At 68.8% G+C, this 24,527-nt stretch carries 24 protein-coding genes and 9 pseudogenes; 15 read left to right on the top strand and 18 right to left on the bottom strand.

What is annotated here, in order from left to right; genetic code table 11:
• Nucleotides 1-17: 17 nt before the first annotated feature.
• The 6 genes and pseudogenes from KY389_RS13080 to KY389_RS13055 form a co-directional block, all read left to right on the top strand.
• The gene (locus KY389_RS13080; protein WP_219831433.1) at nucleotides 18-641 is read left to right on the top strand and encodes a hemerythrin domain-containing protein; all 624 of its coding nucleotides are present in this window, start codon (nucleotides 18-20) and stop codon (nucleotides 639-641) included.
• Complete coding sequence (locus KY389_RS13075; RefSeq protein ID WP_219831432.1) at nucleotides 638-1,912, top strand: molybdopterin molybdotransferase MoeA; 1,275 nt, start codon at nucleotides 638-640, stop codon at nucleotides 1,910-1,912. Before KY389_RS13080 ends, KY389_RS13075 begins: the two co-directional genes overlap by 4 nt.
• A gap of 151 nt (nucleotides 1,913-2,063) precedes the next feature.
• Nucleotides 2,064-2,588 (top strand): DUF2478 domain-containing protein, encoded by a 525-nt coding sequence (locus KY389_RS13070; protein ID WP_219831431.1) that lies wholly within the window; start codon nucleotides 2,064-2,066, stop codon nucleotides 2,586-2,588.
• Nucleotides 2,589-2,678: 90 nt separating this feature from the next.
• Nucleotides 2,679-3,131: pseudogene (gene mog, locus KY389_RS13065) on the top strand (molybdopterin adenylyltransferase); the annotation flags it as partial.
• Entirely contained in the window at nucleotides 3,128-3,451 is a 324-nt protein-coding gene (locus KY389_RS13060) for an NnrS family protein (RefSeq protein ID WP_219831430.1), read from the top strand. The pseudogene mog and the gene KY389_RS13060, both read left to right, overlap by 4 nt.
• A pseudogene (locus KY389_RS13055) lies at nucleotides 3,423-4,034 on the top strand (protein NO VEIN domain-containing protein); the annotation flags it as partial. The gene KY389_RS13060 and the pseudogene KY389_RS13055, both read left to right, overlap by 29 nt.
• 3 nt (nucleotides 4,035-4,037) lie before the next feature.
• Here KY389_RS13055 and KY389_RS13050 read toward each other — a convergent pair.
• The 3 genes and pseudogenes from KY389_RS13050 to KY389_RS13040 all read right to left on the bottom strand — a co-directional run.
• Nucleotides 4,038-4,418, bottom strand: coding sequence for a hypothetical protein (locus KY389_RS13050; RefSeq protein WP_219831428.1), 381 nt, complete (start codon nucleotides 4,416-4,418; stop codon nucleotides 4,038-4,040).
• Complete coding sequence (locus KY389_RS13045) at nucleotides 4,418-5,740, bottom strand: recombinase family protein (protein ID WP_219831427.1); 1,323 nt, start codon at nucleotides 5,738-5,740, stop codon at nucleotides 4,418-4,420. The genes KY389_RS13050 and KY389_RS13045 overlap by 1 nt, the downstream gene beginning before the upstream one ends.
• A 104-nt stretch (nucleotides 5,741-5,844) precedes the next feature.
• Nucleotides 5,845-6,012: pseudogene (locus tag KY389_RS13040) on the bottom strand (DUF2924 domain-containing protein); the annotation flags it as partial.
• 2 nt (nucleotides 6,013-6,014) lie between these two features.
• Here KY389_RS13040 and KY389_RS13035 point away from each other — a divergent pair.
• The 6 genes and pseudogenes from KY389_RS13035 to KY389_RS13020 form a co-directional block, all read left to right on the top strand.
• Nucleotides 6,015-6,275, top strand: a pseudogene (locus KY389_RS13035) (phage portal protein); the annotation flags it as partial.
• Nucleotides 6,276-6,327: 52 nt separating this feature from the next.
• Nucleotides 6,328-6,576 (top strand): hypothetical protein, encoded by a 249-nt coding sequence (locus tag KY389_RS15500; RefSeq protein ID WP_246588123.1) that lies wholly within the window; start codon nucleotides 6,328-6,330, stop codon nucleotides 6,574-6,576.
• Between the two features lie 18 nt (nucleotides 6,577-6,594).
• Nucleotides 6,595-7,095, top strand: a pseudogene (locus KY389_RS15495) (transposase); the annotation flags it as partial.
• Nucleotides 7,096-7,119: 24 nt separating this feature from the next.
• A pseudogene (locus KY389_RS15900) lies at nucleotides 7,120-7,215 on the top strand (hypothetical protein); the annotation flags it as partial.
• 71 nt (nucleotides 7,216-7,286) lie between these two features.
• Nucleotides 7,287-7,640, top strand: a pseudogene (locus tag KY389_RS13025) (integrase core domain-containing protein); the annotation flags it as partial.
• Nucleotides 7,641-7,868 carry a hypothetical protein gene (locus KY389_RS13020; protein ID WP_219831426.1) on the top strand — a complete coding sequence of 76 codons (228 nt, stop codon included), beginning with the start codon at nucleotides 7,641-7,643 and terminating at the stop codon, nucleotides 7,866-7,868.
• Nucleotides 7,869-7,955: 87 nt separating this feature from the next.
• On the opposite strand, the gene phnE (KY389_RS13015) is transcribed toward KY389_RS13020, so the two are convergent.
• The 11 genes from phnE (KY389_RS13015) to hppD all read right to left on the bottom strand — a co-directional run bounded on the left by phnE (KY389_RS13015) (nucleotide 7,956) and on the right by hppD (nucleotide 18,790).
• Nucleotides 7,956-8,756, bottom strand: coding sequence for a phosphonate ABC transporter, permease protein PhnE (gene phnE / locus KY389_RS13015; protein ID WP_219831425.1), 801 nt, complete (start codon nucleotides 8,754-8,756; stop codon nucleotides 7,956-7,958).
• Nucleotides 8,753-9,562: a phosphonate ABC transporter, permease protein PhnE gene (phnE, locus tag KY389_RS13010; RefSeq protein ID WP_219831424.1), complete on the bottom strand. Its 810-nt coding sequence runs from the start codon at nucleotides 9,560-9,562 to the stop codon at nucleotides 8,753-8,755. Before phnE (KY389_RS13010) ends, phnE (KY389_RS13015) begins: the two co-directional genes overlap by 4 nt.
• Entirely contained in the window at nucleotides 9,562-10,389 is an 828-nt protein-coding gene (phnC, locus tag KY389_RS13005) for a phosphonate ABC transporter ATP-binding protein (protein WP_219831423.1), read from the bottom strand. Before phnC ends, phnE (KY389_RS13010) begins: the two co-directional genes overlap by 1 nt.
• Nucleotides 10,390-10,458: 69 nt before the next feature.
• Complete coding sequence (gene phnD / locus KY389_RS13000) at nucleotides 10,459-11,403, bottom strand: phosphate/phosphite/phosphonate ABC transporter substrate-binding protein (RefSeq protein WP_219831422.1); 945 nt, start codon at nucleotides 11,401-11,403, stop codon at nucleotides 10,459-10,461.
• A 143-nt stretch (nucleotides 11,404-11,546) separates the two neighbouring features.
• Entirely contained in the window at nucleotides 11,547-13,265 is a 1,719-nt protein-coding gene (locus tag KY389_RS12995; RefSeq protein ID WP_219831421.1) for an ABC transporter permease, read from the bottom strand.
• Entirely contained in the window at nucleotides 13,255-14,226 is a 972-nt protein-coding gene (locus KY389_RS12990; RefSeq protein ID WP_219831420.1) for an ABC transporter substrate-binding protein, read from the bottom strand. Before KY389_RS12990 ends, KY389_RS12995 begins: the two co-directional genes overlap by 11 nt.
• Before the next feature lie 7 nt (nucleotides 14,227-14,233).
• The gene (locus KY389_RS12985; protein ID WP_219831419.1) at nucleotides 14,234-14,812 is read right to left on the bottom strand and encodes a histidine phosphatase family protein; all 579 of its coding nucleotides are present in this window, start codon (nucleotides 14,810-14,812) and stop codon (nucleotides 14,234-14,236) included.
• Nucleotides 14,809-15,879, bottom strand: a complete 1,071-nt coding sequence (locus KY389_RS12980; RefSeq protein WP_219831418.1) for an MBL fold metallo-hydrolase — start codon at nucleotides 15,877-15,879, stop codon at nucleotides 14,809-14,811. Before KY389_RS12980 ends, KY389_RS12985 begins: the two co-directional genes overlap by 4 nt.
• Entirely contained in the window at nucleotides 15,872-16,957 is a 1,086-nt protein-coding gene (locus KY389_RS12975; protein ID WP_219831417.1) for an ABC transporter ATP-binding protein, read from the bottom strand. Before KY389_RS12975 ends, KY389_RS12980 begins: the two co-directional genes overlap by 8 nt.
• Before the next feature lie 323 nt (nucleotides 16,958-17,280).
• Nucleotides 17,281-17,637, bottom strand: a complete 357-nt coding sequence (locus tag KY389_RS12970; RefSeq protein WP_219831416.1) for a Rieske (2Fe-2S) protein — start codon at nucleotides 17,635-17,637, stop codon at nucleotides 17,281-17,283.
• A 43-nt stretch (nucleotides 17,638-17,680) separates the two neighbouring features.
• Nucleotides 17,681-18,790, bottom strand: a complete 1,110-nt coding sequence (hppD, locus tag KY389_RS12965; protein ID WP_219831415.1) for a 4-hydroxyphenylpyruvate dioxygenase — start codon at nucleotides 18,788-18,790, stop codon at nucleotides 17,681-17,683.
• Between the two features lie 131 nt (nucleotides 18,791-18,921).
• Between hppD and KY389_RS12960 the strand changes: the two genes are divergently transcribed.
• Nucleotides 18,922-19,377, top strand: coding sequence for an Lrp/AsnC family transcriptional regulator (locus tag KY389_RS12960; protein WP_219831414.1), 456 nt, complete (start codon nucleotides 18,922-18,924; stop codon nucleotides 19,375-19,377).
• Nucleotides 19,378-20,025: 648 nt separating this feature from the next.
• On the opposite strand, the pseudogene KY389_RS15895 reads toward KY389_RS12960, so the two are convergent.
• The 3 genes and pseudogenes from KY389_RS15895 to hmgA all read right to left on the bottom strand — a co-directional run.
• Nucleotides 20,026-20,139: pseudogene (locus KY389_RS15895) on the bottom strand (thioredoxin domain-containing protein); the annotation flags it as partial.
• Nucleotides 20,140-20,202: 63 nt separating this feature from the next.
• The gene (gene fahA / locus KY389_RS12950; protein ID WP_219831413.1) at nucleotides 20,203-21,414 is read right to left on the bottom strand and encodes a fumarylacetoacetase; all 1,212 of its coding nucleotides are present in this window, start codon (nucleotides 21,412-21,414) and stop codon (nucleotides 20,203-20,205) included.
• Between the two features lie 359 nt (nucleotides 21,415-21,773).
• Nucleotides 21,774-23,153: a homogentisate 1,2-dioxygenase gene (hmgA, locus tag KY389_RS12945; RefSeq protein ID WP_219831412.1), complete on the bottom strand. Its 1,380-nt coding sequence runs from the start codon at nucleotides 23,151-23,153 to the stop codon at nucleotides 21,774-21,776.
• Nucleotides 23,154-23,268: 115 nt separating this feature from the next.
• On the opposite strand from hmgA, the gene KY389_RS12940 reads away from it, so the two are divergent.
• Nucleotides 23,269-23,694: a MarR family winged helix-turn-helix transcriptional regulator gene (locus tag KY389_RS12940; protein ID WP_219831411.1), complete on the top strand. Its 426-nt coding sequence runs from the start codon at nucleotides 23,269-23,271 to the stop codon at nucleotides 23,692-23,694.
• 77 nt (nucleotides 23,695-23,771) lie between these two features.
• On the opposite strand, the pseudogene KY389_RS12935 reads toward KY389_RS12940, so the two are convergent.
• Nucleotides 23,772-24,224: pseudogene (locus KY389_RS12935) on the bottom strand (IS3-like element ISPam3 family transposase); the annotation flags it as partial.
• Nucleotides 24,225-24,361: 137 nt separating this feature from the next.
• On the opposite strand from KY389_RS12935, the gene KY389_RS12930 reads away from it, so the two are divergent.
• A partial coding sequence (locus KY389_RS12930) for a transposase (protein WP_485020558.1) occupies nucleotides 24,362-24,527 on the top strand: 166 nt, incomplete at its 3' end.

Here is a 24,527-nt window from a genome sequence, read left to right as displayed (position 1 = left end):
CGGAAAGGCGGCCGCCCATGCCCCCCACTGCCCGAGACGACCGCGCCAGCCGCATCCGCGGCGCCCGCGCCGCCGCCCCGGCGCTGGGGCCGGGGGACTGCCCGCTCGAGGCGCTGCGCGAGTCGCACTTCCTCCAGCGCCAGATCTGCGCCGACATGGAGGTTCTGGCCGAGGCCACCTTTCCCCGGCCCGAACTGGCCCGGTCGATCCTGGTCAATCTCTGCCGTGACCTGCCCCTGCACCACGCCGACGAGGACGCGGGCCTGTTCCCGCTCCTGCGCGCCCGCGCCCTGCCCGAGGACGAGATCGAGGCGCTGCTCGAGCGGCTCTCGGCCGACCACGACCGCGACCAGGCAGCGCGGGCGCCGCTTCTGGCCGCGCTCGCCTGCATGGCCGACGGGGCGCTGCCCGCGCCCGAGGATCGCGCCGCGCTCAAGGCGCTGGCGCAGTCCGAACGGCGGCACATGGTGATCGAGAACGCCATCGTCCTGCCGCTGGCACGCGCCCGGCTGACGGCGGCGGATCTGGCCGCGCTGCGCGAGGGCATGGCCGCGCGCCGCGCCCGGCCGCCCGCGGCCGACGACCCCTGCCGCAAGGTGCTGCCCGCCACCGATGACGCCCCGGAAAGGAGTTCCGCATGACCCCCGAACCCGTGCTCGACCGCCCCGACCCGCTGCGCTGCGGCTGCGACGCCGCGGCGACCGAGGGCCTTCTGCCCGTGGATGTGGCGCTGGTCCGGGCGCTCGCGCTCGCCCGCCCCGTGGCCGGGATCGAGACGCTAACGCTCGCCGCCGCCGCAGGCCGCATCACCGCCGCGCCGGTGACGAGCCCGCTGCCCCTGCCGCCCTTCGACAATGCCGCGATGGATGGCTACGGCCTCGATCCTGCCGCGCTCGCCGGGCCGGGCCCCTGGGTGCTTCCGCTCGCCGGCCGGGCGCGGGCGGGCGATGCGCCCGGGCGCTGCCCGCCGGGATCGGCGCTGCGCATCCTGACCGGGGCCGCGATCCCCGAAGGCGTGAAGGCCGTCGTCCCGCAGGAGGAGGTGCAGCGCCAGGACGGGCGCATCGTGCTGCGCCAGCGCCCGGCGCCCGGCGCGCATATCCGCCGCGCGGGCTCGGACTTGACCGCGGGGGCGGTGGTGCTGGCCGCAGGCCGCGCCATCGGCCCGCGCGAGGCCGGGGCGCTGGCCGCCGCCGGGCAGGGCCGGGTGGCGGTGCGGCGCCGAGTGCGGGTGGCGATCCTCTCCACCGGCTCGGAACTCGTCGAACCGGGCCAGCCGCTGGCGCCGGGGCAGATCTGGAACGCGAACCGCGCGCAACTGGCCGCAGCGCTGGCGCTGCCCTTCGTGGAGCTGATCGACCTCGGCCCCGTGCCCGATGTGCCCGAGCGGATCGCCGCCGCCCTCGGCCGCGCGGCAGAAGAAGCCGATCTGATCGTCACCACCGGCGGGGTTTCGGTCGGCGACGAGGACCACACCACCCGCCTGGTCCGCGCGGCGGGCGGCGCGGTCCATGCGATGCGGCTGGCGATGAAACCGGGCAAGCCGCTAACCCTCGGCACCCTTGCCGGGGCGGTCTGGCTGGGCCTGCCGGGCAATCCGGTCGCGGCCTTCGTCGCCTGGACGGTGCTGGGCGCCCCCGTGCTCAGGGCCATGGCGGGGATGGCCGATCCGGGTCCGCGCAAGCTGATCGCGCGTCTGGCGGCCGGGGTCACGCACCGGGCTGGGCGCTGCGAATACCGCCCGGCCCGGCATCTGGGCCACGACGCCCGCGGGGTCGCCGCGGTGCGCTGCCTGAGCGGCCCGGGCTCGCACCGCGCCGCCCAGCTCGCCCAGGCCGACGGCCTGGCGCTGATCCCGGCCGATGCCGAGGCCCTGCCCGAGGGCGCGCTGGTCGAATTCCTGCCGTTCTGAACCCGGGGCTTGTCCCTTCGCCCGGGCGATGGAGCGGGGCCCCGGCCGAACCTCTGGCCGGGGCGCTTTTTCCGAAGGGGCGGCGGCTTGATACATGTCAAGGCCGATGAACTCGCCCGGCGACAGGATCGGGCAAAGCAAGGAGGCGCAGATGCGGATCGGATATGTCAGCCTGCCCGGCAGGGGCGCCACGGATGCCTGCCTGGCCGAGGCGGTGGCGCGCCTCGCCGCGCGCGGGGTGCCGATGGCGGGCACGGTGCAGACCAATCCCGAACGCCCCGGTCGGCCGGTCTGCGACATGGATCTGCGGGTGCTGCCCGACGGGCCGGTGATCCGGATCAGTCAGGATCTGGGCGCGGGCGCGCGTGGCTGCCGGCTGGACGGCGGCGCGCTCGAGGTAGCCGTGGCCGAGGTGGCGCGGCGTCTGGATGGCGCGGCGCTCGTCATCGTGAACAAGTTCGGCAAGCAGGAGGCCGAGGGGCGCGGCCTGGTGCCGGTGATCGCCGAGGCCGTCGAACGGGGCCTGCCGGTGCTGGTGGGGGTGAACGGGCTCAACCTGCCGGCCTTCTTGGCCTTTGCCGAAGGCGCGGCCCAGGCTCTGCCCGCCGACCCCGCCGCCGTCGCTGCCTGGGCGCTTCGGGCAGTCAAGGATGCGGCGGTGGTGTACCATGCCTGAGCAACGCCCCGCCCGGATCGCCGTGCTCCCGTCTCGGACCGCGCGAGCCGGGGAGAATACCCCGACCGCGGCGGCCCCGCGGCCGAGGACTGGCTTAGCGCCACGATCACAAGCCCCGTCGAGGTGCAGCGCCGCATCGTCCCCGACGGGACCGAGAGCGTGGCCGCGGCGCTGATCGATCTGGCCGATGGCTGGGCTGCGGACCTGATCCTGGTCACCGGCGGCACCGGCCCCGCCCCGCGCGACCGCACGCCCGAAAGGGTGGCCGCGGTGATCGACTTCGACCTGCCGGGCTTCGGCGAGGCGATGCGGGCGGCCTCGCTTGCCGAGGTGCCGACCGCGATCCTCTCGCGCCAGGGGGCGGGGGTGCGGGGGCGGAGCCTGATCGTCACCCTGCCGGGCAACCCCGGCGCGATTGCCACCTGCCTGAACGCGGTCTTCCCCGCCGTGCCCTACGCGCTCGATCTGATCGGCGCGGCGCGGATCGAGACCGACCCCGCCCGCATCCGCGCCTTCCGTCCCGCCGCGAAACCCTCGCCATGACCGTCAACACGATGACCCGCGCCCGCGCCTGGGCAGGCCCCGCGATCCTGAGCTACGGCTTCCGCCCCTTCTTCCTTCTGGGCGCGCTCTGGGCGGCGGGGGCGATGGCGGTGTGGCTTGCGCATCTGCCCGGCCAGATCGGGCTTGCCGGCCCCTTCGCGCCCACCGACTGGCACGCGCATGCGCTGCTCTTCGGCTATGCCTCGGCCGCAATCGCGGGTTTCGGCCTGACGGCGGTGCCGAACTGGACGGGGCGGCTGCCGATTGTCGGCTGGCCGCTGGCGGGTCGCACCGGCTTTCAACTTCCAGAGTTCGCTTGAAGATGCCGTTTCGCGATGGATGAACTCGCATCCGGAGTGGGTCCTGCGGGCCCCCGGCAAACGACCACCCATCGGCCTTCACGACGCGGCGCAGATCTGGATCGGGCCGCCGCCGACGCTGTCGAACCAGCCGCCGCCGCAGGAGCTGGAGCAGATGCTGCACATCGCGGCCAAGTTCGACGTGGCAGGCCGGGACGAGCGCAACCGGGCGCTCGGCCGCGCGGGTGAGGAACGCGTGCTCGCGCATTTGCGGACGGCGCTGCGTTCGGCGGGGCGCGATGACCTGGCGCGCAAGGTGCGCTGGGTGTCGGAGGAGGACGGGGATGGCGCGGGCTACGACATCGCCAGCTTCGCCCCGGACGGCCGGGCGCGGCTGATCGAGGTGAAGACGACAAACGGCTGGGAGCGCACGCCCTTCCACATCACCCGAAACGAGCTGGCCGTGGCCGAGGAGCGGCGCGCGGAATGGTGCCTCTTCCGGCTCTGGAACTTCTCACGCGAGCCGAAGGCCTTCGAACTGCGCCCGCCGCTCGATGCCCATGTCTCGCTGACGGCGACGACGTTTCAGGCCAGCTTCCACTGACGATCAGTCAAACACCCGCCCCGGCTGCTCGTCCCATGGCAGGGAGGCCACGAAGCACAGATCGTAGATGCTGATCGTGCTGGGCTCGCGGTGGACGACCAGCCGCTCAAGGACCTCGGGCGCCAGCCAGGCGAGCCGCAGGAGGCGGCTGACGTAGCGGTCGGAGAGGCCCTCGTCGGCAGCGAGATCGCTGAGCGTGGCCACGTCGCCCCGTTCCAGCCGCTGCCGCCAGCCCCATGCGCGGCCGATGGCGCGCAGCAGGTGGGGATCCTGCCCGCGTCCCATGGCAGCCTCGACATGCTTCGGCGGCAGGATCCGGGGGCGGCCGCCGCGACGGCGCAGCTCGAGCGGGATGTGGACGCGCAGGGTGTCGGGCGCGGGCATCAGGCGACCTCCTTCTTCGGCGGGGCCATCAGCGCGGCGATGGCGCCGAGGCCGTCGTGGCGCAGGTCGATGGCGAGGCCCGCCTCGCTTACCGTGATCCGCGCGACCAGCAGCTGGACAATGCGCGCCTGCTCGGCTGGGATCAGCGCCTTCCAGAGATCGTCGAACTGCGCCAGCGCAGTGACGACGGTGCACTCATCGAGATCGGGACGGCCCTTCCGCACCGCCCGCGCGGTGCGCGCCGCCACCTCCGGCGTGCGCAGCATGCGGCGGATTTCGCCAATCACGGCCTCCTCGACCATGGCACCCGGCAGCCGCTGCGGCCCGCGCAGCTCGGCTGCGGGGCGTTTCCGGATCACGTCCATGGACGTGTAGTAGCAGTAGCGCTTGCCCTTCCGCTGGGTGTGGTGGGGCGTCATGGCCGCGCCGGTCTCGGTGAAGATCAGCCCGCGCAGGAGCGCAGGCTGCGCCGTGCGCGCCACCGCCGCCCGGGCGACGCGGTTGTTGGCCATCACGGCATGCGCCTCGTCCCACAGCTTTTGGTCGATGATAGCCGCATGCTCGCCGGGATAGACCTCGTCCTTGTGCACCGCGAGGCCGAGATAGACCTTGTTGTGCAGGAACTTCAGCAGATAGCCCCGGTCGAACACCGCGCCGCGCTTGGTGCGGATCCCGCGGGCGTGCAACTCCTTCAGCACCTGCGCGGTGGAACTGGAGCGCGCATAGAGGCGGAAGATCGTGCGGACCTGTTCGGCCTCGGCGGGCTCGATCACCAGCTTGCGGTCCTTCACGACGTAGCCGAGGGGCACCGGACCGCCCATCCACATCCCCTTCCGGCGCGAGGCGGCGAACTTGTCGCGGATGCGCTCGCCGATCACCTCGCGCTCGAACCGGGCGAAGCTGAGCAGGATGTTCAGCGTCAGCCGCCCCATCGACGTTGTGGTGTTGAACGACTGGGTGACCGAGACGAAGGTCACGCCATGGCGGTCGAAGACCTCCACCAGCTTCGAGAAGTCCATCAGCGCGCGGCTAAGCCGGTCGATCTTGTAGACCACGACCACATCGATCAGCCCGGCCTCGATGTCGGCGATCAGCTGTGTCAGCGCGGGGCGGTCCAGCGTCCCGCCGGAGAAGCCGCCGTCGTCATACCGGTCGCGGAGCGCCACCCAGCCCTCGGCGCGCTGCGAGGCGATGTAGGCCTCGCAGGCCTCGCGCTGGGCGTCGAGGCTGTTGAATTCCATGTCGAGCCCTTCCCCGCTCGACTTGCGGGTGTAGATGGCGCAGCGCAGGCGGCGGACTGGTTCGGGCTTGGTGCGGCTCATGGGTTCAGCCCTCCGCTTGCGCTTCGGGCGTTCGTTGCTGCCATCGATCCACTGGATCGATGGCCGGCCTTCGGCCGCCGCGCCTCACTCTCCGCGCCATGGGCCAGCCCGAAGAACTTCCAGCCGTTCCAGTGACTGCCGGTGATCGCCCGCACCGCGGCCGAGAGCGACTTGAACCGCCGCCCTTGCCATTCGAAGCCGTCGGTCAGGACGGTGACGACGTGCTCCTCGCCCTGCCACTCGCGCACCAGCTTGGTGTCGGGAATCGGGCGGCGGGGACGGCATCAAGCCATCGTCGCTGATCGAGGATGCGGGCTTGCGGGATCGCGTCCAGCGGCTGTGGCTCGCCTGGACCGACGAGGCCGATGCCGACGGGCTGACCGATTTCTGCGGACTTCAGGCCATGGTCGCGCGGGAGATGTTCGTCGCCGGCGAGTGCTTCGTCCGGCTGCGCCCCCGGCGGGCCGAGGACGGGCTCACGGTGCCGCTGCATCTGCAGCCTCTCCAGTCCGAGATGCTGCCCTTGCCGATCACGCGCTGCTCGACCAGGCGAAGGACGGCGCGCCCTGCGAGCTGAGACGGCATCCATGGAAGAAGTTACCGTCATCGGCATCGATCTGGCAAAGAACGTGTTCCAGCTGCACGGCGCCGCGGCGGACGGGCGGCCCGTGTTTCGGAAAAAGCTCACGCGTCTGCAGTTCCAGCGGTTCATGGCATCGCAGCCGCCGCGCACGGTGGCGATGGAAGCCTGTCCGGGCTCGCATTACTGGGCGCGCGAGATGGCAGCGCTGGGTCACAGCGTGAAGGTGATCTCGCCGCACTACGTCACGCCCTAAGTCAAGCGGCAGAAGAACGATGCGGCCGACGCCGAGGCGATTGCCGAGGCCGCGACCCGCCCGCACATGCGTTTCGTCGAACCCAAGAGCGCCGAGCAACAAGCCCGCGCCGTGGTGTTCCGCGTCCGCCAGAAGGTCGTCGCGCAGCGGATCGAGCTGGTGAACGCGCTGCGCTCGCATCTCTACGAGTTCGGCTACATCGCACCGGTTGGCCTGCAGCACCTGCCGAAGCTGGTCGCGGTGCTGGAGGACGAGAGCAGCGATCTGCCCCGGCCTGCGCGGATCGCATGTCGTGGCATCCTCCGCCAGATCGGGAGCCTTGGCGACGAGATTGCCGAGCTCGACGCGCAGATCGCGGAGCTGTCGAAGGAAAGCCGCTGGGCCAAGCTCAGGCAGACCATGCCTGGCGTCGGTCCGATCACCGCGATGGCGATCGAGGCCTTCGCGCCGCCGATGGAGACCTTCCGGCGCAGGCGCGACTTGTTCGCGGGGCAACCTGTCCACCGGAAAGGTTGCTGATCCCGCTCACCCTGGCTCGGCCTCGTGCCGCGACAGAACTCCTCCGGCGGCAAGGCGCGGCTGGGGAAGGTATCGAAGGCCGACCAGCACGACATCCGGCGATTGCTGGTAATCGGCGCCATGGCCGCGATGATGGGCGCCTGCCGACGCGGCACCCCCGAGGATACGTGGCTCGGCAAGCTGATGCTCAGAAAGCCGTCGAACGCCGCTTCGGCGCATACCATGCGCCCTCGGTCGTCAAGGTGCTGTCAGACAACGGCCCGCCCTCCATCGCGAAGGACACGCAGATCTTCGCACGGCAACTGGGCCTGAAGCCCTGCTTCACGCCGGTGCAGACCCCGCAGAGGTGCGCAGCACGCATCTCGGAGGCATTCGTGAAGACGCTGAAGCGCGCGTGCGGCCAGATCACACCGCTGCCGGATGCCCAGACCGTTCTCGGACTGATCGGAGGCTGGATCGAAGACTACAACGACAGCCACCCGCATTCAGGGCCGAAAATGCGCTCGCCCCGCGAGCTCATCGCGGATCAAATCGCCACCCCCTGAGTGTCCGGTGAAACGGGGGCAAGACCACCTGCCTTCGGCCCCAGCGGACCGGTCATTCTGGAAGGCAACATCTTCTGGGATCCGACGCTGCATTCCCGATCGGTCGATATTGCCGGCATCGTCGTGTCACGATTGATGGCGCCCGGCTTTGCCTATCTGTGGAAGGCCCCGGACCAGAGGGCTTCGCCCGGAATTGCCCATCCCCGCCCCAAGGCCAAGGCGCCGTGATGCGGGCCGATCTGCGCGGCGAGGCGCGGATGATCCTCTGCCGCACCTTCCTGCGCCTCTGCCAGCCGGGCCTGGCGTCTCCGGGGGCTAGACGATCGCGTGGCGGACCCTGGCCGAGACCCATTCCGACACGACCACCGTCGCCAGGATGACCAGGATGATCAGCGTCACCTGCGGCCAGGCCAGCACGTTCAGGCTGGCCTGCAACTGCGCGCCGATGCCGCCCGCGCCGACCAGCCCCAGGATCGCGCTTTCGCGGATGTTGATGTCCCACCGAAAGACCGAGATGCCGTAGAACGTGGGCAGAACCTGCGGCACGATGCCGTAATTCAGCACCTGCAGAGGGCTGGCGCCGGTGGCGGTGACGGCCTCGATCTGGGTGATGTCGGTTTCCTCGATCGCCTCGTAAAGCAGCTTGCCGATGAAGCCGACCGAGCGAAAGCCGATGGCCAGGATCCCCGCCAGGAGCCCCGGCCCCAGGATCGAGACCAGCAAGAGCGCCCAGATCAGCGAATTGATCGACCGCGACGCCACGATCAGAAACAGCGCCACCGGCCGCGCGATCAGCCGCGAAGGCGTGGTGTTCGACGCCGCCAGAAAGGCCAGCGGCACGGCCAGCACGATGCCCAGAAGCGTGCCCAGGGTGGCGATGTTGATCGTGTCGATCAGCGGCTGCCACAGGCGTTCCAGATAGGACCAGCGCGGCGGCAGGGCGCGGCCGATCAGGTCGGCGGCGGCATTGGGCGCGTCATGGACAAAGACCCACATCGTGCGTTCCGTCATCAGGTTCCAGCACCAGACGAACAGCGCGACCAGCCCCAGCCAGCCCGCCCACAGCGCCAGCGCCGCGCGCGGCGTGCGGTGACGCCAGGTTTCGGCATGGGTCATTTCAGCATCCTCCGCAGATGGCCCGAGGCATATTCGGCGATCATCACGATCGCGATGATGATCAGCAGGATCGCCCCTGCACTGCCGTATTCATAGCGGTTCAGCGCCGTGTTCAGCGTCGCGCCAATGCCGCCCGCGCCGACGATCCCGATGACCGCGGATTCGCGGAAATTGATGTCCAGCCGATAGAGGCTGAGGCCCAGAAGCCGCGGCATGACCTGCGGCTGCACGGCGTAGTTGACGACCTGCCACCAGCTTGCGCCGGTCGCGCGGATGGCCTCGGCCTGGGCCGGGTCCATGTCCTCGATATCCTCGGCCAGCAGCTTGGCGATGAAGCCGATGGTCGCAAAGCTCAGCGTCAGGAACCCGGCGAAGGCCCCGAAACCGAACAGCGCCACGAAAAAGATCGCCACGATGATTTCCTGTAGCGCCCGGCTGGCGGCGATGATGCCGCGGCAGATCGCATAGAGCCAGCGCGGCGCGAGGTTGCGCGCCGCCCCCAGCCCGATCGGGACCGAGATCAGCACCCCCACCACCGTCGAGGTCAGCGTCATCGTCAGGCTTTCCACCAGCCCCGTCGAGATGTCGCGCCAGCGGCTGGTGAAATCGGGTTGCAGAAAGCCGCCGATGAAACGGGCGCCGCGCTCCCACCCTTCGGAGACGCGGGTCCAGTTCACATCCACGCTGCCGATGGCCAGGATCAGATAGAGGATCGCGCCAGCCGCCAGGATGATCCGCCAGGGGCGCGAGCGGATCATCCGGGGCGGGCGGGACCAGGTGTCGGGCCAGACCTGTGAATGCGCCATCACAGCGCCTCCAGCAGGCGGTCGGCCTCGGCGCGGGCTTGCGCCTCGTCCTGGGCATCCTCGGCGGCGGATTTCTGCATCGCGGTCCAGTCCTCGGCGCCGTAGATGCGGGTCAGCACCGCATTCGTCAGCGCCGAGGGCGGGCCGTCAAAGACCACGCGCCCCGCCTGAAGCCCGATGATGCGGTCGGTGAATTGCTGCGCCAGCAGCACGTCGTGGATGTTGATGATGGCGGGCAGGGCGCTTTCGCGGCAGATCTCGGTGATGAGCCGCATGATCTGGCGCGAGGTGCGCGGGTCCAGGCTGGCGGTCGGTTCGTCGATCAGCAGCAGGTCGGGTTCCTGTTCCAGCGCGCGGGCGATGCCGACACGCTGGCGCTGGCCGCCCGACAGCGCGTCGGCGCGCTTGTCCACATGCGCCGACAGGCCGACCCGGTCCAGCAGGCGATAGGCGCGCTGGATGTCCGCGCCCGGAAAGCGCCGCGTGAAGGACCGCCAGAAGGGCACATAGCCCAAGCGCCCCGACAGCACGTTTTCCATCACCGTCAGGCGTTCGACCAGCGCGTATTCCTGAAAGATCATCCCGATGCGGCGGCGCGCCCGGCGCAGATCGCGCGGGCCAAGCGCGGTGATGTCCAGATCGTTCAGCATCACGCGGCCCGAAGTCGGCTCGACCAGGCGGTTGATGCAGCGGATCAGCGTCGATTTCCCCGCCCCCGACGGGCCGATCAGCCCGACCACCTGGCCGCTGGGCAGGTCGAACGAGACATCCGACAGCGCGCGGTCGCCGGTCTTGTAGGTCTTGGTCAGGTTCCGGATGCTCAGCATCGCCCCCCCTTTCGCAAATGAGTTCGGGCGGGGTTCGCCCCCGCCCGTCGCCCGAAGGCCGGTCAGGGATCAGTTGCAGTCGTAGCTGACGCCCATGGCGGCGTCGATGTCGCGCACGACCGCCCAATGTTCGGCGAAGGTGATCGGGATGAACTGCGCTTCGCCCGATTTGCCGAATTCTTCGGCCAGCGAGGTGCCTTCCCAGTCAAAGCTGAAGAAAGCCTCGCGGATGGCGTCCTGCAATTCGGGGGTCAGGTTGTGGGCCGTGCCGTAGCCGGTCGTGGGGAAGGTCTGGGATTTGTAGATGGACCTGATCTGGTCCATCGACACCACGCCCCGTTCCACCATGCGCGTCAGCACGGAATTGGCGATGGCGGCGGCATCGTAATCGCGGTTGGCGACGCCCAGGATGGAATTGTCATGCGCGCCCGAAAAGGCCGGGGTGAAGTCGGTGCCCGCCTCCATCCCGTATTCCGCGGCCAGCAGGGCCGAGGGCGCCTTGTAGCCCGAATTCGAGGTTTCCGAGGTAAAGGCCATGGTCTTGCCACGGATATCCTCGACGGTCTCGATGCCGCTGTCGGGATGGGTGATGAATTCCATCTCGTAGCCGAAGCTGCCATCCTCGGCGGCCATCATGGCAAAGGGGCGAAAGCCCGCGCAGGCGACGGCCAGCGGGTTCGAGCCGGTGTTGAAGCCCGCCACATGCAGCCGGCCCGCGCGCATCGCCTCGATCTGGGCGGCGTTCGACTGGACGGGGAAGAACTGGACGGGCCTGCCGGTCGCCTCTTCCAGATGGGCCAGGAAATCGGACCAGGCCTCGGCATAGACGGCCGGATCCTCGACCGGGGTATAGGCAAAGATCAGTTCGGCGGGGTCCACCAGTTCGGCCGGGTCGGTCGGGATATCGGCTACCATGTCGCCATCGGCATCCGTATAGCGCGCGTCCAGCCGGAATTCGGCCAGAGCGGCGGTGCCGCCCAGGCAAAAGGCGGCGGTGATCAACAGATGTTTCATCTTGCGTCCCTTTCCTGATGTCGGGGACCGGATAAGGGGAAAGGATGACAGCAAGACGACGGCTCTGCGACGCTTTGCTGACATGCGCCGGACAAACGGCCGCATCCCCCGCATGGGCGCGGCCCGGGTCGTTCCGGGGTCGTTCACGCGCGCCAGGGCAGGGCGGCGGCGGCGCGGCGGCCCAGCAGCGCCTCGGCCAGCGCGCAAAGCCCGATCAGCAGCAGCGTCGAAAGGACCGAGACGGCGGCGGCGGCGGTCGAGTTGCCCTCGTATTGCAGGGAAAAGACCATGACGCCGATCGTCTCGCGCCCCGAGGACCACAGCAGCGCCGACAGCGTCAGCTCGTTCATCGCCGTCATCAGGATCAGCACCGCCCCGGCCAGCGCGGCAGGCGCGACCGAGGGCGCGAAGATCCGGGCCAGGCGGCGGAACAGGCCGATGCCGGCGATGCGGGCGGCCTCGTCCTGGGCGGGATCGCCGGCGGCGGCGGCGGCGGCGACCGGGCGCAAGACCAGCGGCAGGAAGCGGGCCAGATAGGCGATCAGGATGATCGCGCCGGTGCCATAAAGCGACATGCCGATCAGCGGCAGGGGGGGCAGGAAGGCCAGGATCATGGCAAGGGCCACGACCGTGCCGGGCACGACCCAGGGCGCCTCGGCGGCCAGGTCCAGCGCGGCCATCGCGGGGCTGGGGCGGCGCGTCGCCAGATAGGCCAGCGGCAGGGCGACGATCAGGCAGATGGCGGCGGCCAGCGCCGACAGGACCAGCGAGTTCTGAAAGCCCCGCACCACCGCGGCATTGGCCAGCACGCGGCGATATTGCTCGAAACTGGCGATGTCGAGCGAGAAGGGCACGCCGATGGCCGGCACGAAAGAGGTCATGACCAGCGCCGCCAGTGGCAGGATCGCGATCATCAGGACCACCGCCCAGATCAGCCCCTGCGCCCAGAGCGGCGCGGGCCGGGTGGGGTGGAACGGGCGCCCGGTCTCGACGGGCACGCGCAGGCGGCGCATGGCGGCGCTGCGCAGCAGCAGCGCGGCGACCGCCATCAGCGTCAGGATCAGCGCCAGAACCGCGACCTGCCCCGCGACCGAGGGGCCGAAGCCGTTCAGCCGCTGATAGATCAGCGTGGTCAGCATCGGCACGCGGCCGGGAATGCCCAGCAGCGCGGGGATGCCGAAATTGCCCACCGCCGCGGTAAAGGCCAGCAGCGCCCCGGCCAGCGCCGAAGGATAGGTCAGCGGCAGGATCACGCGGGCAAGGATGCGGCGGGGCGGGATGGCGGCGATGCGGGCGGCCTCGACCAGATCGGCGGGCAGGCCGCGCAGGGCGGCGCGGACGGCGATGAAGACCAGCGGCATATGTTCGATCCCCATGACCAGCGCGATGCCCGCGCGGGAATACATCGGGTTGCCGGCCCCCGGCGACGGGGCCAGTCCCAGCGGGCGCAGGATGGGGGATTGCGCGCCCATCAGCTCGATCCAGGAGAGCGCCAGGGTCTGCGAGGGGATGACAAGCGGCATCAGGATCAGAAAGGACAGCGTGGCCCGCAGCGGCATCTTCAGCAGCCCGACGGCCAGCGCCAGCGCGACGCCCAGCCCGGTCGAGATGGCGACCGAGATCAGCGACAGGCTCAGCGTGTTCCAGAAGGCGCGGCCGGTGGCGCGGGCGGCCAGGGTGTCGCGCAATGTGCCCAGAAGCTCGCCCTCGGGGCCGGGGCGGAAGGCGGTCAGCAGCAATTGACCAAGCGGCCAGATCGTGACGACGGCCACGTAAAGGCAAAGGACAAGGGCGAGCATCCGCTCGCCCCCGCCGGTTCTGCGGTCGCCCAGGATGCGACCGATCCGCAACTCAGCCGCCATAAAGATCCGCAAAACGCTGCTTGACCGTCTCGCCATCGGCCAGAAGGCGGGCATTGTCGGCCTCGATCAGGGTCAGGCTGGCCGGGTCCGGGTAGCCTTCGGGCGCAGAAAGCCCGGCGCCCAGGGGAAAGTAGCCCTGCGCCACCGACTGCTCTTGCGCGGCGCGGCTCAGCTGCCAGTCCACGAAGGCGCGGGCGGCCTGGGGCGCGTCGGTGCTGGCCAGGATGGCAACGGGCTGGGTCACGGCGGTCACGCCCTCGGAGGGAAAGACGAAATCGACCGGCGAGCCCTGGGCCTTGGCGTTCATCGCCATGTATTCGACCAGAACGCCATAGGCCTTTTCGCCCCGCGCGACGGCTTCCAGAACGGTGCCGTTGCCCTGGCCTGCCACGGCGCCGTTTTCGGCCAGGGTCTCGAAATAGTCCCAACCGAACTGGTCCTGCTGGACCATCGTGCCGACATGGATCGCCGCCGCGCCGGAGTAAAGCGGCGAGGGCATGATCGTCTGTGCCGCCGCCTCGGGCTGGGCCAGGTCCGCCCAGGAGGTCGGCGGCGTCTGGACCAGATCGGTGTTATAGACGATGCCCGTGGTGATGAGCTTGGTGGGGAAGAACATCGCGTCGGGGTCCAGAAGCGCCGCGTCGATGCCCTCGACCGGGGCTTCGGGATAGGCCATCAGCCGGTCCTCGCCCTTCAGCTGGGTCATCGCCACCGCGTCGGCGATCAGCAGCACATCCGCGGGCGAGCCGCCGGCGGCGAATTCGGCCTGAAGTTTCGCCATCACCTCGGTCGTGCCCGAGCGGAACAGTTCGACCTCGATATCGGGATGGGCCTCGTTGAAGGCGGCGATGACTTCGGTCATCTGGTCCTGCGGCTGCGAGGTGTAGATGGTCAGCGTCTCGGCCAGTGCCGGCAGGGCCAGCGCGGACAGGGCGGTCGTCAGAAGCAGCGTGCGGGTCATGCGATCCTCATGGCTGAAGGGAAAAGGGGGCCGGAAGCATCGGCGGATCGGCCCGCCAGGCGCCGTCCGGGCCGCGGTAATAGCGGATCAGGGCGCAGTTCGGCGGACGGATGAAGGGCACATCCAGCAGGGCGGCGATCTCGCGCGCGGTGCCGGAATGGGCGATCAGCAAAGGCGGCGCCTCGCCCGGCGCGGGGGCGGGGATGGCAGCGCAGGCGGCGTTGACGCGGGCACGGAAGGCCTGCGGGCTTTCGCCGCCCTGGGGCGTGGCGTCGCGGTCCAGGATCGCGCGGGGCTGACCCTCCCAGGGGCCCCAGTTGCGTTCGGCCAGCAGGGGCGCGGGCAGGGGGCGCAGGTCGGGGCGGCGCTTCAGCAGGGCCTCGGCCGTCTGGCGCGCGCGCAACAGGGGCGAGACATGCAGGCGGCCGATCGGCAGCGCCTGCCAGTGGCGGGCGGCGGCTTCGGCCTGGCGGCGGCCCTCGTCGTCAAGCGGTGCATCGGTTGCGCCGGCGATCAGGTCGGCGGCGTTATGCGCTGTCCGGCCGTGGCGCAAGAGATAGAAGACCGGGTGCAGGAACAGGCTCACCAGACAAGCCTTTCGCCATGGGCCAGCGGCCAGTCGGTGCGGGCGCGCAGTTCTGCCAGCGCGGCGCTGCCGCAAAAGGCGGCCAGCATGGCGCGCGGGGCGGCTTCGGCCACCAGGGCCTTGGCCTGGGTCAGCGTGGGGTGGACGTTCCAGCGGTGGAACCGGGCCTTGCCGGCGGCCACCAGCGCCTCGGCCGGGCTGCCCTTGGCGACATGGCCGGTCAGCACGATCCGCGCCCCGCCCGAAGCCGCGATCCGCGCGGCCAGCGGCTTCGAGGCGCCGCGTTCGGCATTGGGGCCGGCGGCGATCATGATGCCGCAAAGCGGCCCGTCCGGGTCCAGATCGCCCGCGCCCTGCAGGCTGTCCAGCATCTCGCGCCCCTTCGGGGTCAGCCAGTCGCGGTGATCCGCCAGCCTCTGCGCGACGCGGCGATGGGCGGGGCAGATGCGGACGGCATGGCCGGCGGCAAGGAAATGGGCTGCGATTTCCAGCCCGCGCCCGCCTGCGGGGCAGGGCAGCAGCAGCGGTTGATCCGCCAGCGCCTCGATGATCGTGATCTGGGCGGCCAGCGGTTCGTCCGCCGTGCCATAGGCGCAGTCCAGCACCATCGCCGCCGCGCGGGGCAACGGATCGTTGCGGTAAAGCAGGCTCTCGCGGCTGAGATCGCCGGAATAGAGCAGGCCCTCTGCGCCCCCGATCCGCATCCAGACCGCGCCCGGCGCGTGGCCGGCGGCCCCGGTCAGCAGCGGCAGGCCCAGAATCTCGGTCCGCCCGTCCAGCGGGGCGGCCTGGGTCAGGGGGCCGTCCTCGGCCAGGGCGATGGTGGGGCAGGGGGCGTAAAGCGGCGGTGCGCCAAGCCTCTGCCACTGGTCCAGCCCGCCGGTGTGATCGACATGGCCATGGCTGAACAGCACCGCGTCGATGGGCGGCAGGCCGCCAAGGTCCGGCAGCCGCGCCGCATCGGGGCCGCGGCCCAGATCCAGCAGAAGGTTGCGGCCCTGGATGGTCAGAAGAAAGCAGGCCGGGCCCTTGACGCCGATCCCCGAAATGGCGCGCAGTTCAGGCATGGGCGGCTTCGGGCAGGCGGGCCGGGGCGGCGGCATTCCCGCCGATGATCCAGCCCTGGGCGATGTCGATCCCGATCTCGGCGCCCGGCGCCAGTGGCTCGGGCAGGCAGAGGCTGAGAACATCCAGGCCCGCGTCGCGCGGCAGGACATGGGTCAGCCAGGCGCCGTTCTGAAAGCTGCGCGACAGGATCTCGGCCCGCAGATGCCCGGCGCCATGGGCAAGCCGCAGATCCTCGCGGTGCAGGCACAGCCAGCCGGGACCGGGGGCGGCGCTTCCCGGCAGCTCCAGCTGCGCATGGCCAAGGCGGATGCGGCAGCGGTCGGACTGGTGGGCCAGAACCTCGACCGGCAGGGTCGCGCCATGGCCGATGAAACGGGCGACCATCGGCGTCGCCGGGCGGCGGTAAAGCGTTTCCGGGCTGCCCATCTGCGCGATGCGGCCCCCGTCCATCACGGCGATATGGCTGGCGACGGCCATGGCCTCGTCCTGGTCATGGGTCACCAGGATGAAGGTCGTCCCGGTGGCCGCATGAAGGCGCCGGAACTCGGCCAGCATCCGGTGGCGCAGATGCGCGTCCAGATTCGCCAGCGGCTCGTCCAGCAGCAGAAGCTGCGGGCTGGGGGCCAGCGCACGGGCCAGGGCGACGCGCTGGCGCTGGCCGCCCGACAATTCATGCGGGCGGCGGTCGGCCAGATGGGCCAGGCCCACGGCTTGCAGCATCTCGGCCGTGCGGGCGCGGCGGGCAGAGGCGGGCAGGCGGGTTTGCAGGGCGAATTCCACATTCCCCGCGACCGTCATGTTCGGCCAGAGCGCATAGGACTGGAACACCATCCCCAGCCCGCGCTGTTCGGGCGGCACGTGCAGCCCCGGTCCAGCAACGGCGCGGCCGCCCAGGTGCAGCGTGCCGGTATCGGCCAACTCGAACCCGGCGATCAGGCGCAGCAGCGTGGTCTTGCCGCAACCCGACGGCCCCAGCAGCGCAAGGAATGCGCCGCCCGGCAGCGTCAGGTCGATGCCCGACAGAACCGGATTGCCGCCAAAGGATTTGCCAAGGCCCAAGGCCCGTATCTGCGTCATGTCCACTCCATTCCGCGCCCGGAATAGGGCCGAAGCGTGACATCCCGATGACAGCATCGTGAAGGTTTGGCGCTGCCCGGGCAGATCCGCCAGAGCGCAAGCATGGCCGGATGCAAGGCACGCCGCCGGCCACGCATTCCGTTGTGCTGTTGGCGCTGGCGGTGCTTGCCCGGCACCTGGCCGGGGGTGGCTGAAGCATCCTGTTCCGGCGGGGCGCCAGGGCTGTGAAGGCCGTTGATCCGTCAACCCCGCCCTGGGGCTTTCGTCCGTTCTTCAGGGCAGGCAATGACCGATCAGGCCCGGCAGAGATGGCTGGGCCGCCCTCAGGCCCCGCCGATGCAGACCATCCCGTCGGCCACATGCACGGGCACCGGGTCCAGGCCGCAATCGGCCCCCGCGATGGCCGCGCCTGTGGATTTGTCGAAGCTGGCGCCATGGGCCGTGCACAGAAGCCGGGTGCCATCGGCCGAAAGCAGCGTCGTGCCGCGATAATCCAGCGGCAGGTATTGGTGCGGGCAGGCATTGACGAAGGCGCGGATCGTGTCGCCGTCGCGCAGGACCAGCAGCGGAAAGCCGCCGCGTCCGGTCGTGACGGTCAGGGGGTGGACGGCCGTGATCTCGGCCGCCCGGCAGATGGGCGTGCCGGGCGCGGGCGCGCTGCGGTAATCGGTCCAGGCCATGCTGGTGGGCGCGGCGGTGATCCAGCCGCCGCGCCGCCCCTTTCTAGTCGGCCGCGGCGGTCAGGACGCCGCGGCGGATCTGGTCTTCCTCGATCGACTCGAAGAGGGCGCGGAAATTGCCCTCGCCGAAGCCGTCATCGCCCTTGCGCTGGATGAACTCGAAGAAGATCGGGCCGATCACGGTTTTCGAGAAGATCTGCAGCAGGATGCGCGTCTCGCCGCCACCCACCACGCCCTCGCCGTCGATGAGGATGCCGTGGCGCTTCATGCGGTCCAGCGGCTCGTCATGGCCCTTCACGCGGCGATGCGACATCTCGTAATAGGTGTCGGGCGGGCCGGGCATGAACGCCATCCCGGCCTCGGCAATCCTGTCGGTGCTGGCATAGATGTCGTTGGTGGCGATGGCGATGTGCTGGATGCCTTCGCCCTTGTATTCGCGCAGATATTCCTCGATCTGGCTGTGATCGTCCGTGCTTTCGTTGATGGGGATGCGGATCTTGCCGTCGGGCGAGGTCAGGGCGCGGCTGACCAGACCGGTCTGCTTGCCCTTGATGTCGAAATACTTGATCTCGCGGAAATTGAACGTGTCGTGGTAGAACTTGTACCAGGTGTCCATGTTGCCGCGGATCACGTTGTGGGTCAGGTGGTCCAGGTAGTAGAAGCCAAAACCCTCGGGGCGCGGATCGGCCTGATCCAGCCAGTCGTAATCGGCGTCGTAGGCGCTGCCCGCATCGCCGTAGCGGTCGATGAAATACAGCAGCGAGCCGCCGATGCCATGGACCGCAGGCGCCTCGATGGACTTGCCGGGGCCGACATATTCCGTCGCGCCCAGATCCAGCGCCCGCTTCAGCGCCACCTGCGCATCCACCACGCGCCAGGCCATGGCCGGGGCGCAGGGGCCGTGCGCGGCGACGAACTGCGCGCCCTGGCTGCCCGGCTCGGCGTTCAGCAGATAGTTGATGTCGCCCTGACGGTATAGCGTGATGTCCTTGCGCTTGTGCCTGGCGACCGGGACAAAGCCCATCTGGCGGAAGATGCGGTCCAGCATCTCGGGCTGCGGATGGGCGAATTCCACGAATTCGAAGCCGTCGGTGCCGGCCGGGTTGGCCGCGCTGATGGTCGCCTTGGGGGCGTTGTGCGGGAACGGACCCATGAATCTCTCCTCCTGTTCGCTGGCCAGGATGATGGCGCATCCGATCTGCAAGGGGCGTGCAAAGACGGCTGCGTGAACGCGGAATAGGCACAGGCATTGCGTCCTTTCCGCCAAGGCCGCATGATGGGCGCATGGATCGCCTGGACATTGCCATTCTGGCCGCACTGCAACGCGACGGGTCGCTGACCAATGCCGCCCTGGCCGAGGTCGTCGGCCTGTCGGCCAGCCAGGTCTCGCGCCGCCGGACTGCGCTGGAGGCGGGCGGCGTCATCGAGGGCTACAGCGCCCGATTATCCGCCACGCGCATGGGCCATGGCTTCCGCGCCATCATCCGCGTCAACCTGCGCGGTCACGGCCAGGGCCGCGAAGAGGAATTCGCCGCCTTCGTCGCCAGCCAGCCGATGATCCGATCGGCGTTTTCGGTCTCGGGTGATGCCGATTACATCCTGGATATCCGCGCCCGAGACCTGGAAGGATTTGCGGATTTCGTCCACCGCCAATTGCTGCCGCATCCGCAAATCGCGCAGGTCCGATCTGAAATCGTGCTGAAGACGTTGAAGGATGAAAGGGGCGTTCCCATCGGATGACGGGTTGCAGATTGCGACACGGGATCTGGCGCCATCCCTGCCGGCAGGATCGGCCGGCCCGTTCCCTGCCGTGCCGGTTGGCGCCGTGAAGCCGTCTTTCAGGCTTGCGCCGATGGCTGACAGATCGGGCTGCGGTGCCGGTGTCACGACCTGCCCGAGCCGCCTTCGCCAAGCCGGTCCCCGGTCGTCGGTGCTTTGGTCAGGCCGGGCCGCGTTCGGCGCAGGGTCTGGCCTCTGCCGGATGGGCGCCATCACGGCAAGCAGATAGCCGATGACGCTCGGGACGCCGGGGATCATGCCCGCCGGAAACGGTGTGCCGATGTCGGCTTCGGTCAACAGGCCAAGAATGATCCGCACCCAATGGGAGGGATCAGGATTCCAGGCGCGGCATCGAGGCCATGGGGGATGTCGGCCACCCCGTCGCGCATCATGTCGAAATGCGCCGGAGGGCTGCCGAGAGGCTTGCCCCTGATGTGCATGGTCAAGCGGCCTTCCGTCACGCGCTTGACCTCTCAGGCCCAGGGCGCGAACGCGTTGACCACGATAGGGTGCCGGGGCGGCAGCCAGGACAACGCGACAAGCGGCTCGGCCGTGACGGGCGTCGCAGGCGCGCGGCGCGGCCCCGGCACGTGCGCCAACCGGCACACGCCCCTGCGGGTTCACCGCCAGATGACCCGGATGCCGATGCTCTCCGGCGGCCAGGTCCACAGGCACCCGGTCAAAGCCGATACCCTTGAGGTTCAGCGCGATCCGCACCCGGTAACAGGCCGAGGAACGCTAGTAATCGTGCAGGACCGGACGTGGCGTCGGCAGGGACATGCGGGCTTACTCATCCGCTGGAAGGATCGTGCCGGTGCAGGGGCCAAAGCCGATGCGGTAGCCGTCGCCCTGGGCATAGCCATAGAGCCCGACCTCGTCGCCGTCCTCGATAAAGACACGCTCGGCGCCGGCGACCCGGACGGGGTTCTGGCCGCCCTGCGTCATCTCCAGCAGCGCGCCGGTCTGGTCCAGCGAGGGGCCCGAGATCGTGCCGGTGCCCAGCAGATCGCCGACCCTCATGGGACAGCCGGACACCGCGTGATGCGCCAGCTGCTGGGCCGAAGACCAATACATCACCTTGTAGTTCGTCTGCGCCATCGTCTGGCCGTTCATGGTCCAGCCAAGCGTCAGGTCGTAAAATCCGGGCCGCTGTTCCTGAAGATAGGGCAGAATCGGGTTGTCCCGCTTGGCGCCCGGGCATCGGAAAGGCTCCAGCGCGGCCTGAGTCACGATCCACGGGCTGATGGTCGTGCCAAGTGCCTTGGCCTGGAAGGGGCCAAGCGGCTGGTATTCCCAGGCCTGAATGTCGCGCGCCGACCAGTCGTTCAGAAGAACATAGCCGAATATCATGTCCTCGGCCTCTTCCACGCTGATCCGCTGCCCCATCCGGCTGTCCGCGCCCACGATGGCGCCCAGTTCCAGCTCCAGGTCCAGGCGGCGGCTGGCGGTCCAGACGGGACCGTCCGCGCCCTTGATCTGGCCCATCGGGCGACGGATCGGCGTGCCCGAGACCACGACGGACGAGGCGCGGCCATTATAGCCGATGGGCATATGCGTCCATTGCGGCGGCAGCGCATGGTCCGGCCCCCGAAACAGGACACCCACGTTGAACGCATGGTTTCTGGATGCGTAGAAGTCGGTGAACTCGGTCACCCGGATCGGCAGGTGCAGCCTGGCATCGGCCATGGGCACCAGCGGCAGGCTGCGATCGCCATCCTCGCCAAGCAGGCGCGTCAGCGTCGCGCGGATGCGGTCCCATGTGCCGCGGCCCAGGGCCATGAAGTCATTGAGCTGCGGCGCGCGGAACGTGCCCTTGGCATCCAGCAGCCCGCGCGCTTCGCATTCCGCCAGATCAAGGATCATGTCGCCAATCGCCACGCCGCAGCGGGGTGGCCGCCCCTTGTCCGAAAACACGCCATAGGGCAGGTTCTGCAGCGGGAAATCGCCGTTTTCATCATTTGCGGCAGCCACCCAGCTGCGCAGGGATGGATCGGTCATCCGGGCCCCCTTTTGCCGCCTGTCCGAACCGGTCCGGGCTGTCCGGAACGTTTCATTTGAAATGAATATCCGGATTCGTTTCAAATGCAATGATCTGTGCGGATCACGGCGATGAGTGATCGCGGCGCAGACCAGCGCGCTGGTGCCGGCGCAAACCGGCCTTGGCAGGTGCGGCGGCAGTCTGGACGCCTGGATCGACGGCGTCCTGGTCAGGCTGACAGAGATGGCGGTTTCGGTCAGCGCACCCCGAAACTGCCGGGGATCGCCCCGCGCTTCTGGCGGAATCCGCGCCCGTCCGCACGCGCAGCGGGCTGCCCTGGCGCAGATGAGCGCCGCGGTCTGCCCGCGCCGCCTGGGGCTTACTTCACGCCGGGCGTGCCGTCGAATTTCTTGTCCAGGTGCTGCCAGACCTCTCGGTATTCCTGCTGCATCGGCGCCTCGCGTGCAGCGAATTCGGTCAGGTGCTGGGGAAAGCGGGTTTCAAACATGAAGGACATGGTCTCGTCCAGCTTTTCGGGATGCAGATCGCTGTTCGAGGCGCGCTCGAACGCATCCTTGTCCGGCCCGTGCGGCAACATGCAGTTGTGCAGGCTGATGGCCCCGGGGGCAAAGCCTTGGGGCTTGGCGTCATACTGGCCGTAGATGTTGCCCATCAGCTCGGACATGATGTTCTTGTGATACCAGGGCGGGCGGAAGCTGTGCTCGGCCACCATCCAGCGCTCGCGGAACAGCACGAAGTCGATATTGGCCGTCCCCTCCTGGCCCGAAGGCGCGGTCAGCACGGTAAAGATCGAGGGGTCGGGATGGTCGAACAGGATGGCGCCGACCGGGGAATAGGTCCGCAGGTCGTATTTGAAGGGGCAGTAATTGCCGTGCCAGGCCACAACGTCCAGGGGCGAATGGTCGATCCAGGTTTCGTGAAACTGACCGCACCACTTGATGACCACGCGTGAGCGGGTCTCCTTGTCCTCGAAGGCCGCGACGGGGCACTTGAAATCGCGCGGATTGGCCATGCAGTTCGCCCCGATGGGGCCGCGATTGGGCAGGTCGAACTTCTGCCCGTAATTCTCGCAGACGAAGCCGCGGGCCGGGCCCTCCAGCAACTCGACCCGATAGACCAGGCCGCGGGGAAGAATGGCGATCTCTTTCGGTTCGAGGTCGATGACGCCCAGTTCGGTGCAAAAGCGCAGACGCCCCAGCTGCGGAACGACCAGCAATTCGCTATCGGCAGAGAAGAAATATTCATCCTGCATCGACCGCGTGACCAGGTAAACGTGGCTTGCCATGCCGACCTGGATGTTCACGTCGCCGGCGGTGGTGATGGTGCGCATCCCGGTGATCCAGGTCAGATCCTCGTCCGGCACGGGGATCGGATCCCACCGGTATTGGCCCAGGCTTGTGATGTTCTGCGCGCCGGGACCATGGGCTGCGATGTTCGGCGCGGTCTTCCAATAGGGCAGGTCGATCGGCGAAAACCGCCCCGTATGCTGAACCGAGGGGCGGATGCGATAGCACCAGGTCCGTTCGTTCTGGCCTCGGGGGGCGGTGAAGGCGGTGCCCGACAATTGTTCGGCATAGAGGCCGTAATTCACCTTTTGCGGGCTGTTCTGGCCTTGCGGCAGGGCGCCGGGCAGGGCCTCGGTCTCGAAATCGTTGCCAAAGCCCGGCATGTATCCCTGGACCGTGCCGGTGGTCACGGTCGCGCGGATCATGCCGGCGGGAAGATCAGGTGTCGTCATCGCGCTCCTCCTGCGGATCGTTGTTCCCGCAACGTCTATACCGTTGCAGGCGCAACGGCGTCAAGCTTGTTGCGCCTGCAACGGGTTGCGGCTATCCTTGGGCAAGGAGATTTCGATGCCATTCCAGTTGGACCGGTTCCTGCCTTACCGGCTGTCCATCGCCGCGACCGAAGTAAGCCGCCGCTTTGCTGCCCGTTACGCAGCCGAGGCCGGGCTGAGTATTCCTGAATGGCGCGTTCTGGCGCATCTGGGCCATTCGGGCGCCGTCAGCGTTCGCGACATCACGCAGCGGGTTCACCTGGACAAGTCGGTTGTCAGCCGGGCCGCTGCCCGTCTGCAGAAGGCCGGCTATGTCGCCAAGTCCGACCATGGCAAGGATCGGCGGCTGATCGTGCTTGAACTGACGCCGCAGGGCGAAGCACTGATGAAAAGGCTGGCCTTTGTGGCCGATGATTTCCAGGCCCAGTTGCTTGCGCTGCTTGGCCCTGACGCCGACGCATTCGAGTCCGGCTTGTCCCGGCTGCTAGAGTGCGGCGATTGATCCGACGGCTTCAGGGCCGGGCTCCATCTGCTTGCACGGGTAATCCTCCCCGTTTTAGCGGGGCGCGACCGTAGAACTCACGCGGCCATTTTCAGCTTCATGGCGGGTGTGATGCCGCCGATACCCATGTTGGGGCGTTCGTTGTTGTAGGTCCATAGCCATTCCGTAGCGATCTGCTGCACCTCCTCGATGGTTTCAAAGATGTAGAGGTCCAGCCATTCGTGTCGGACCGTCCGGTTGTAGCGCTCGACGTAGGCGTTCTGCTGCGGCTTGCCGGGCTGGATGTAGGTCAGGGCTATGCCCTGCTTCTCGGCCCAGGTCATCAGAGTGGAACTGACGTATTCCGGGCCGTTGTCGACCCGGATCGCCAAGGGCTTGCCGCGCCATTCGATGATCTGGTTCAGGGATCGGACCACCCGTTCGGCAGGCAGCGAGAAGTCGACTTCGATACCAAGGCCCTCGCGGTTGAAGTCGTCCAGCACGTTCAGCAGCCGGAACTGCCGCCCGTCAGCGCGGCGATCGGCCATGAACCGAAGGTCCGCGGAACGCGAAATCCATGGACCAGACCTGGTTCGGCGGCCGAAGCGTAAAGCAATCGATCCGGGGGGCTGTTGAAAAAGCACCATGTCTCTGACTCACTTTCCGTATCGGCGGATGGGAGGCTGCGATGCTGGGTCGGAAGGAGCGCGGGCAACTGGAGCTTTTCATCACCGGGTCGTTGCGGGAACTGATCCCCGATGACCATGTGCTGGTGAAGATCGATCAGGTTCTCGACCTTTCGTGGCTTCGCGGCGAAGTGGCTGCCCTCTATCGCGTCGACAACGGACGCCCCG

It is taken from the genome of Paracoccus bogoriensis, from assembly GCF_019431455.1.
In the GTDB taxonomy this organism is placed as follows: Bacteria; Pseudomonadota; Alphaproteobacteria; order Rhodobacterales; family Rhodobacteraceae; genus Paracoccus; species Paracoccus bogoriensis.
The sequence above is the reverse complement of the archived record's forward strand: the minus strand, read 5'-3'. Positions and strand labels throughout refer to the sequence as shown.

Bases quoted from the DNA above. Each gene is read 5' to 3' on its own strand.
- KY389_RS12980 (WP_219831418.1), bottom strand. From the start codon at position 15,879: ATGCCTGAACTGCGCGCCATTTCGGGGATCGGCGTCAAGGGCCCGGCC.
- phnE (WP_219831425.1), bottom strand. From the start codon at position 8,756: ATGACCCATGCCGAAACCTGGCGTCACCGCACGCCGCGCGCGGCGCTG.
- KY389_RS12970 (WP_219831416.1), bottom strand. From the start codon at position 17,637: ATGGCCTGGACCGATTACCGCAGCGCGCCCGCGCCCGGCACGCCCATC.
- KY389_RS15500 (WP_246588123.1), top strand. From the start codon at position 6,328: ATGGAAGAAGTTACCGTCATCGGCATCGATCTGGCAAAGAACGTGTTC.
- KY389_RS13070 (WP_219831431.1), top strand. From the start codon at position 2,064: ATGCGGATCGGATATGTCAGCCTGCCCGGCAGGGGCGCCACGGATGCC.
- hppD (WP_219831415.1), bottom strand. From the start codon at position 18,790: ATGGGTCCGTTCCCGCACAACGCCCCCAAGGCGACCATCAGCGCGGCC.
- KY389_RS13080 (WP_219831433.1), top strand. From the start codon at position 18: ATGCCCCCCACTGCCCGAGACGACCGCGCCAGCCGCATCCGCGGCGCC.
- phnE (WP_219831424.1), bottom strand. From the start codon at position 9,562: ATGGCGCATTCACAGGTCTGGCCCGACACCTGGTCCCGCCCGCCCCGG.
- KY389_RS12940 (WP_219831411.1), top strand. From the start codon at position 23,269: ATGCCATTCCAGTTGGACCGGTTCCTGCCTTACCGGCTGTCCATCGCC.
- KY389_RS12975 (WP_219831417.1), bottom strand. From the start codon at position 16,957: ATGACGCAGATACGGGCCTTGGGCCTTGGCAAATCCTTTGGCGGCAAT.
- fahA (WP_219831413.1), bottom strand. From the start codon at position 21,414: ATGACCGATCCATCCCTGCGCAGCTGGGTGGCTGCCGCAAATGATGAA.
- KY389_RS12990 (WP_219831420.1), bottom strand. From the start codon at position 14,226: ATGACCCGCACGCTGCTTCTGACGACCGCCCTGTCCGCGCTGGCCCTG.
- KY389_RS13050 (WP_219831428.1), bottom strand. From the start codon at position 4,418: ATGCCCGCGCCCGACACCCTGCGCGTCCACATCCCGCTCGAGCTGCGC.
- KY389_RS13060 (WP_219831430.1), top strand. From the start codon at position 3,128: ATGACCGTCAACACGATGACCCGCGCCCGCGCCTGGGCAGGCCCCGCG.
- KY389_RS13075 (WP_219831432.1), top strand. From the start codon at position 638: ATGACCCCCGAACCCGTGCTCGACCGCCCCGACCCGCTGCGCTGCGGC.
- phnC (WP_219831423.1), bottom strand. From the start codon at position 10,389: ATGCTGAGCATCCGGAACCTGACCAAGACCTACAAGACCGGCGACCGC.
- KY389_RS13045 (WP_219831427.1), bottom strand. From the start codon at position 5,740: ATGAGCCGCACCAAGCCCGAACCAGTCCGCCGCCTGCGCTGCGCCATC.
- KY389_RS12995 (WP_219831421.1), bottom strand. From the start codon at position 13,265: ATGGCGGCTGAGTTGCGGATCGGTCGCATCCTGGGCGACCGCAGAACC.
- hmgA (WP_219831412.1), bottom strand. From the start codon at position 23,153: ATGACGACACCTGATCTTCCCGCCGGCATGATCCGCGCGACCGTGACC.
- phnD (WP_219831422.1), bottom strand. From the start codon at position 11,403: ATGAAACATCTGTTGATCACCGCCGCCTTTTGCCTGGGCGGCACCGCC.
- KY389_RS12960 (WP_219831414.1), top strand. From the start codon at position 18,922: ATGGATCGCCTGGACATTGCCATTCTGGCCGCACTGCAACGCGACGGG.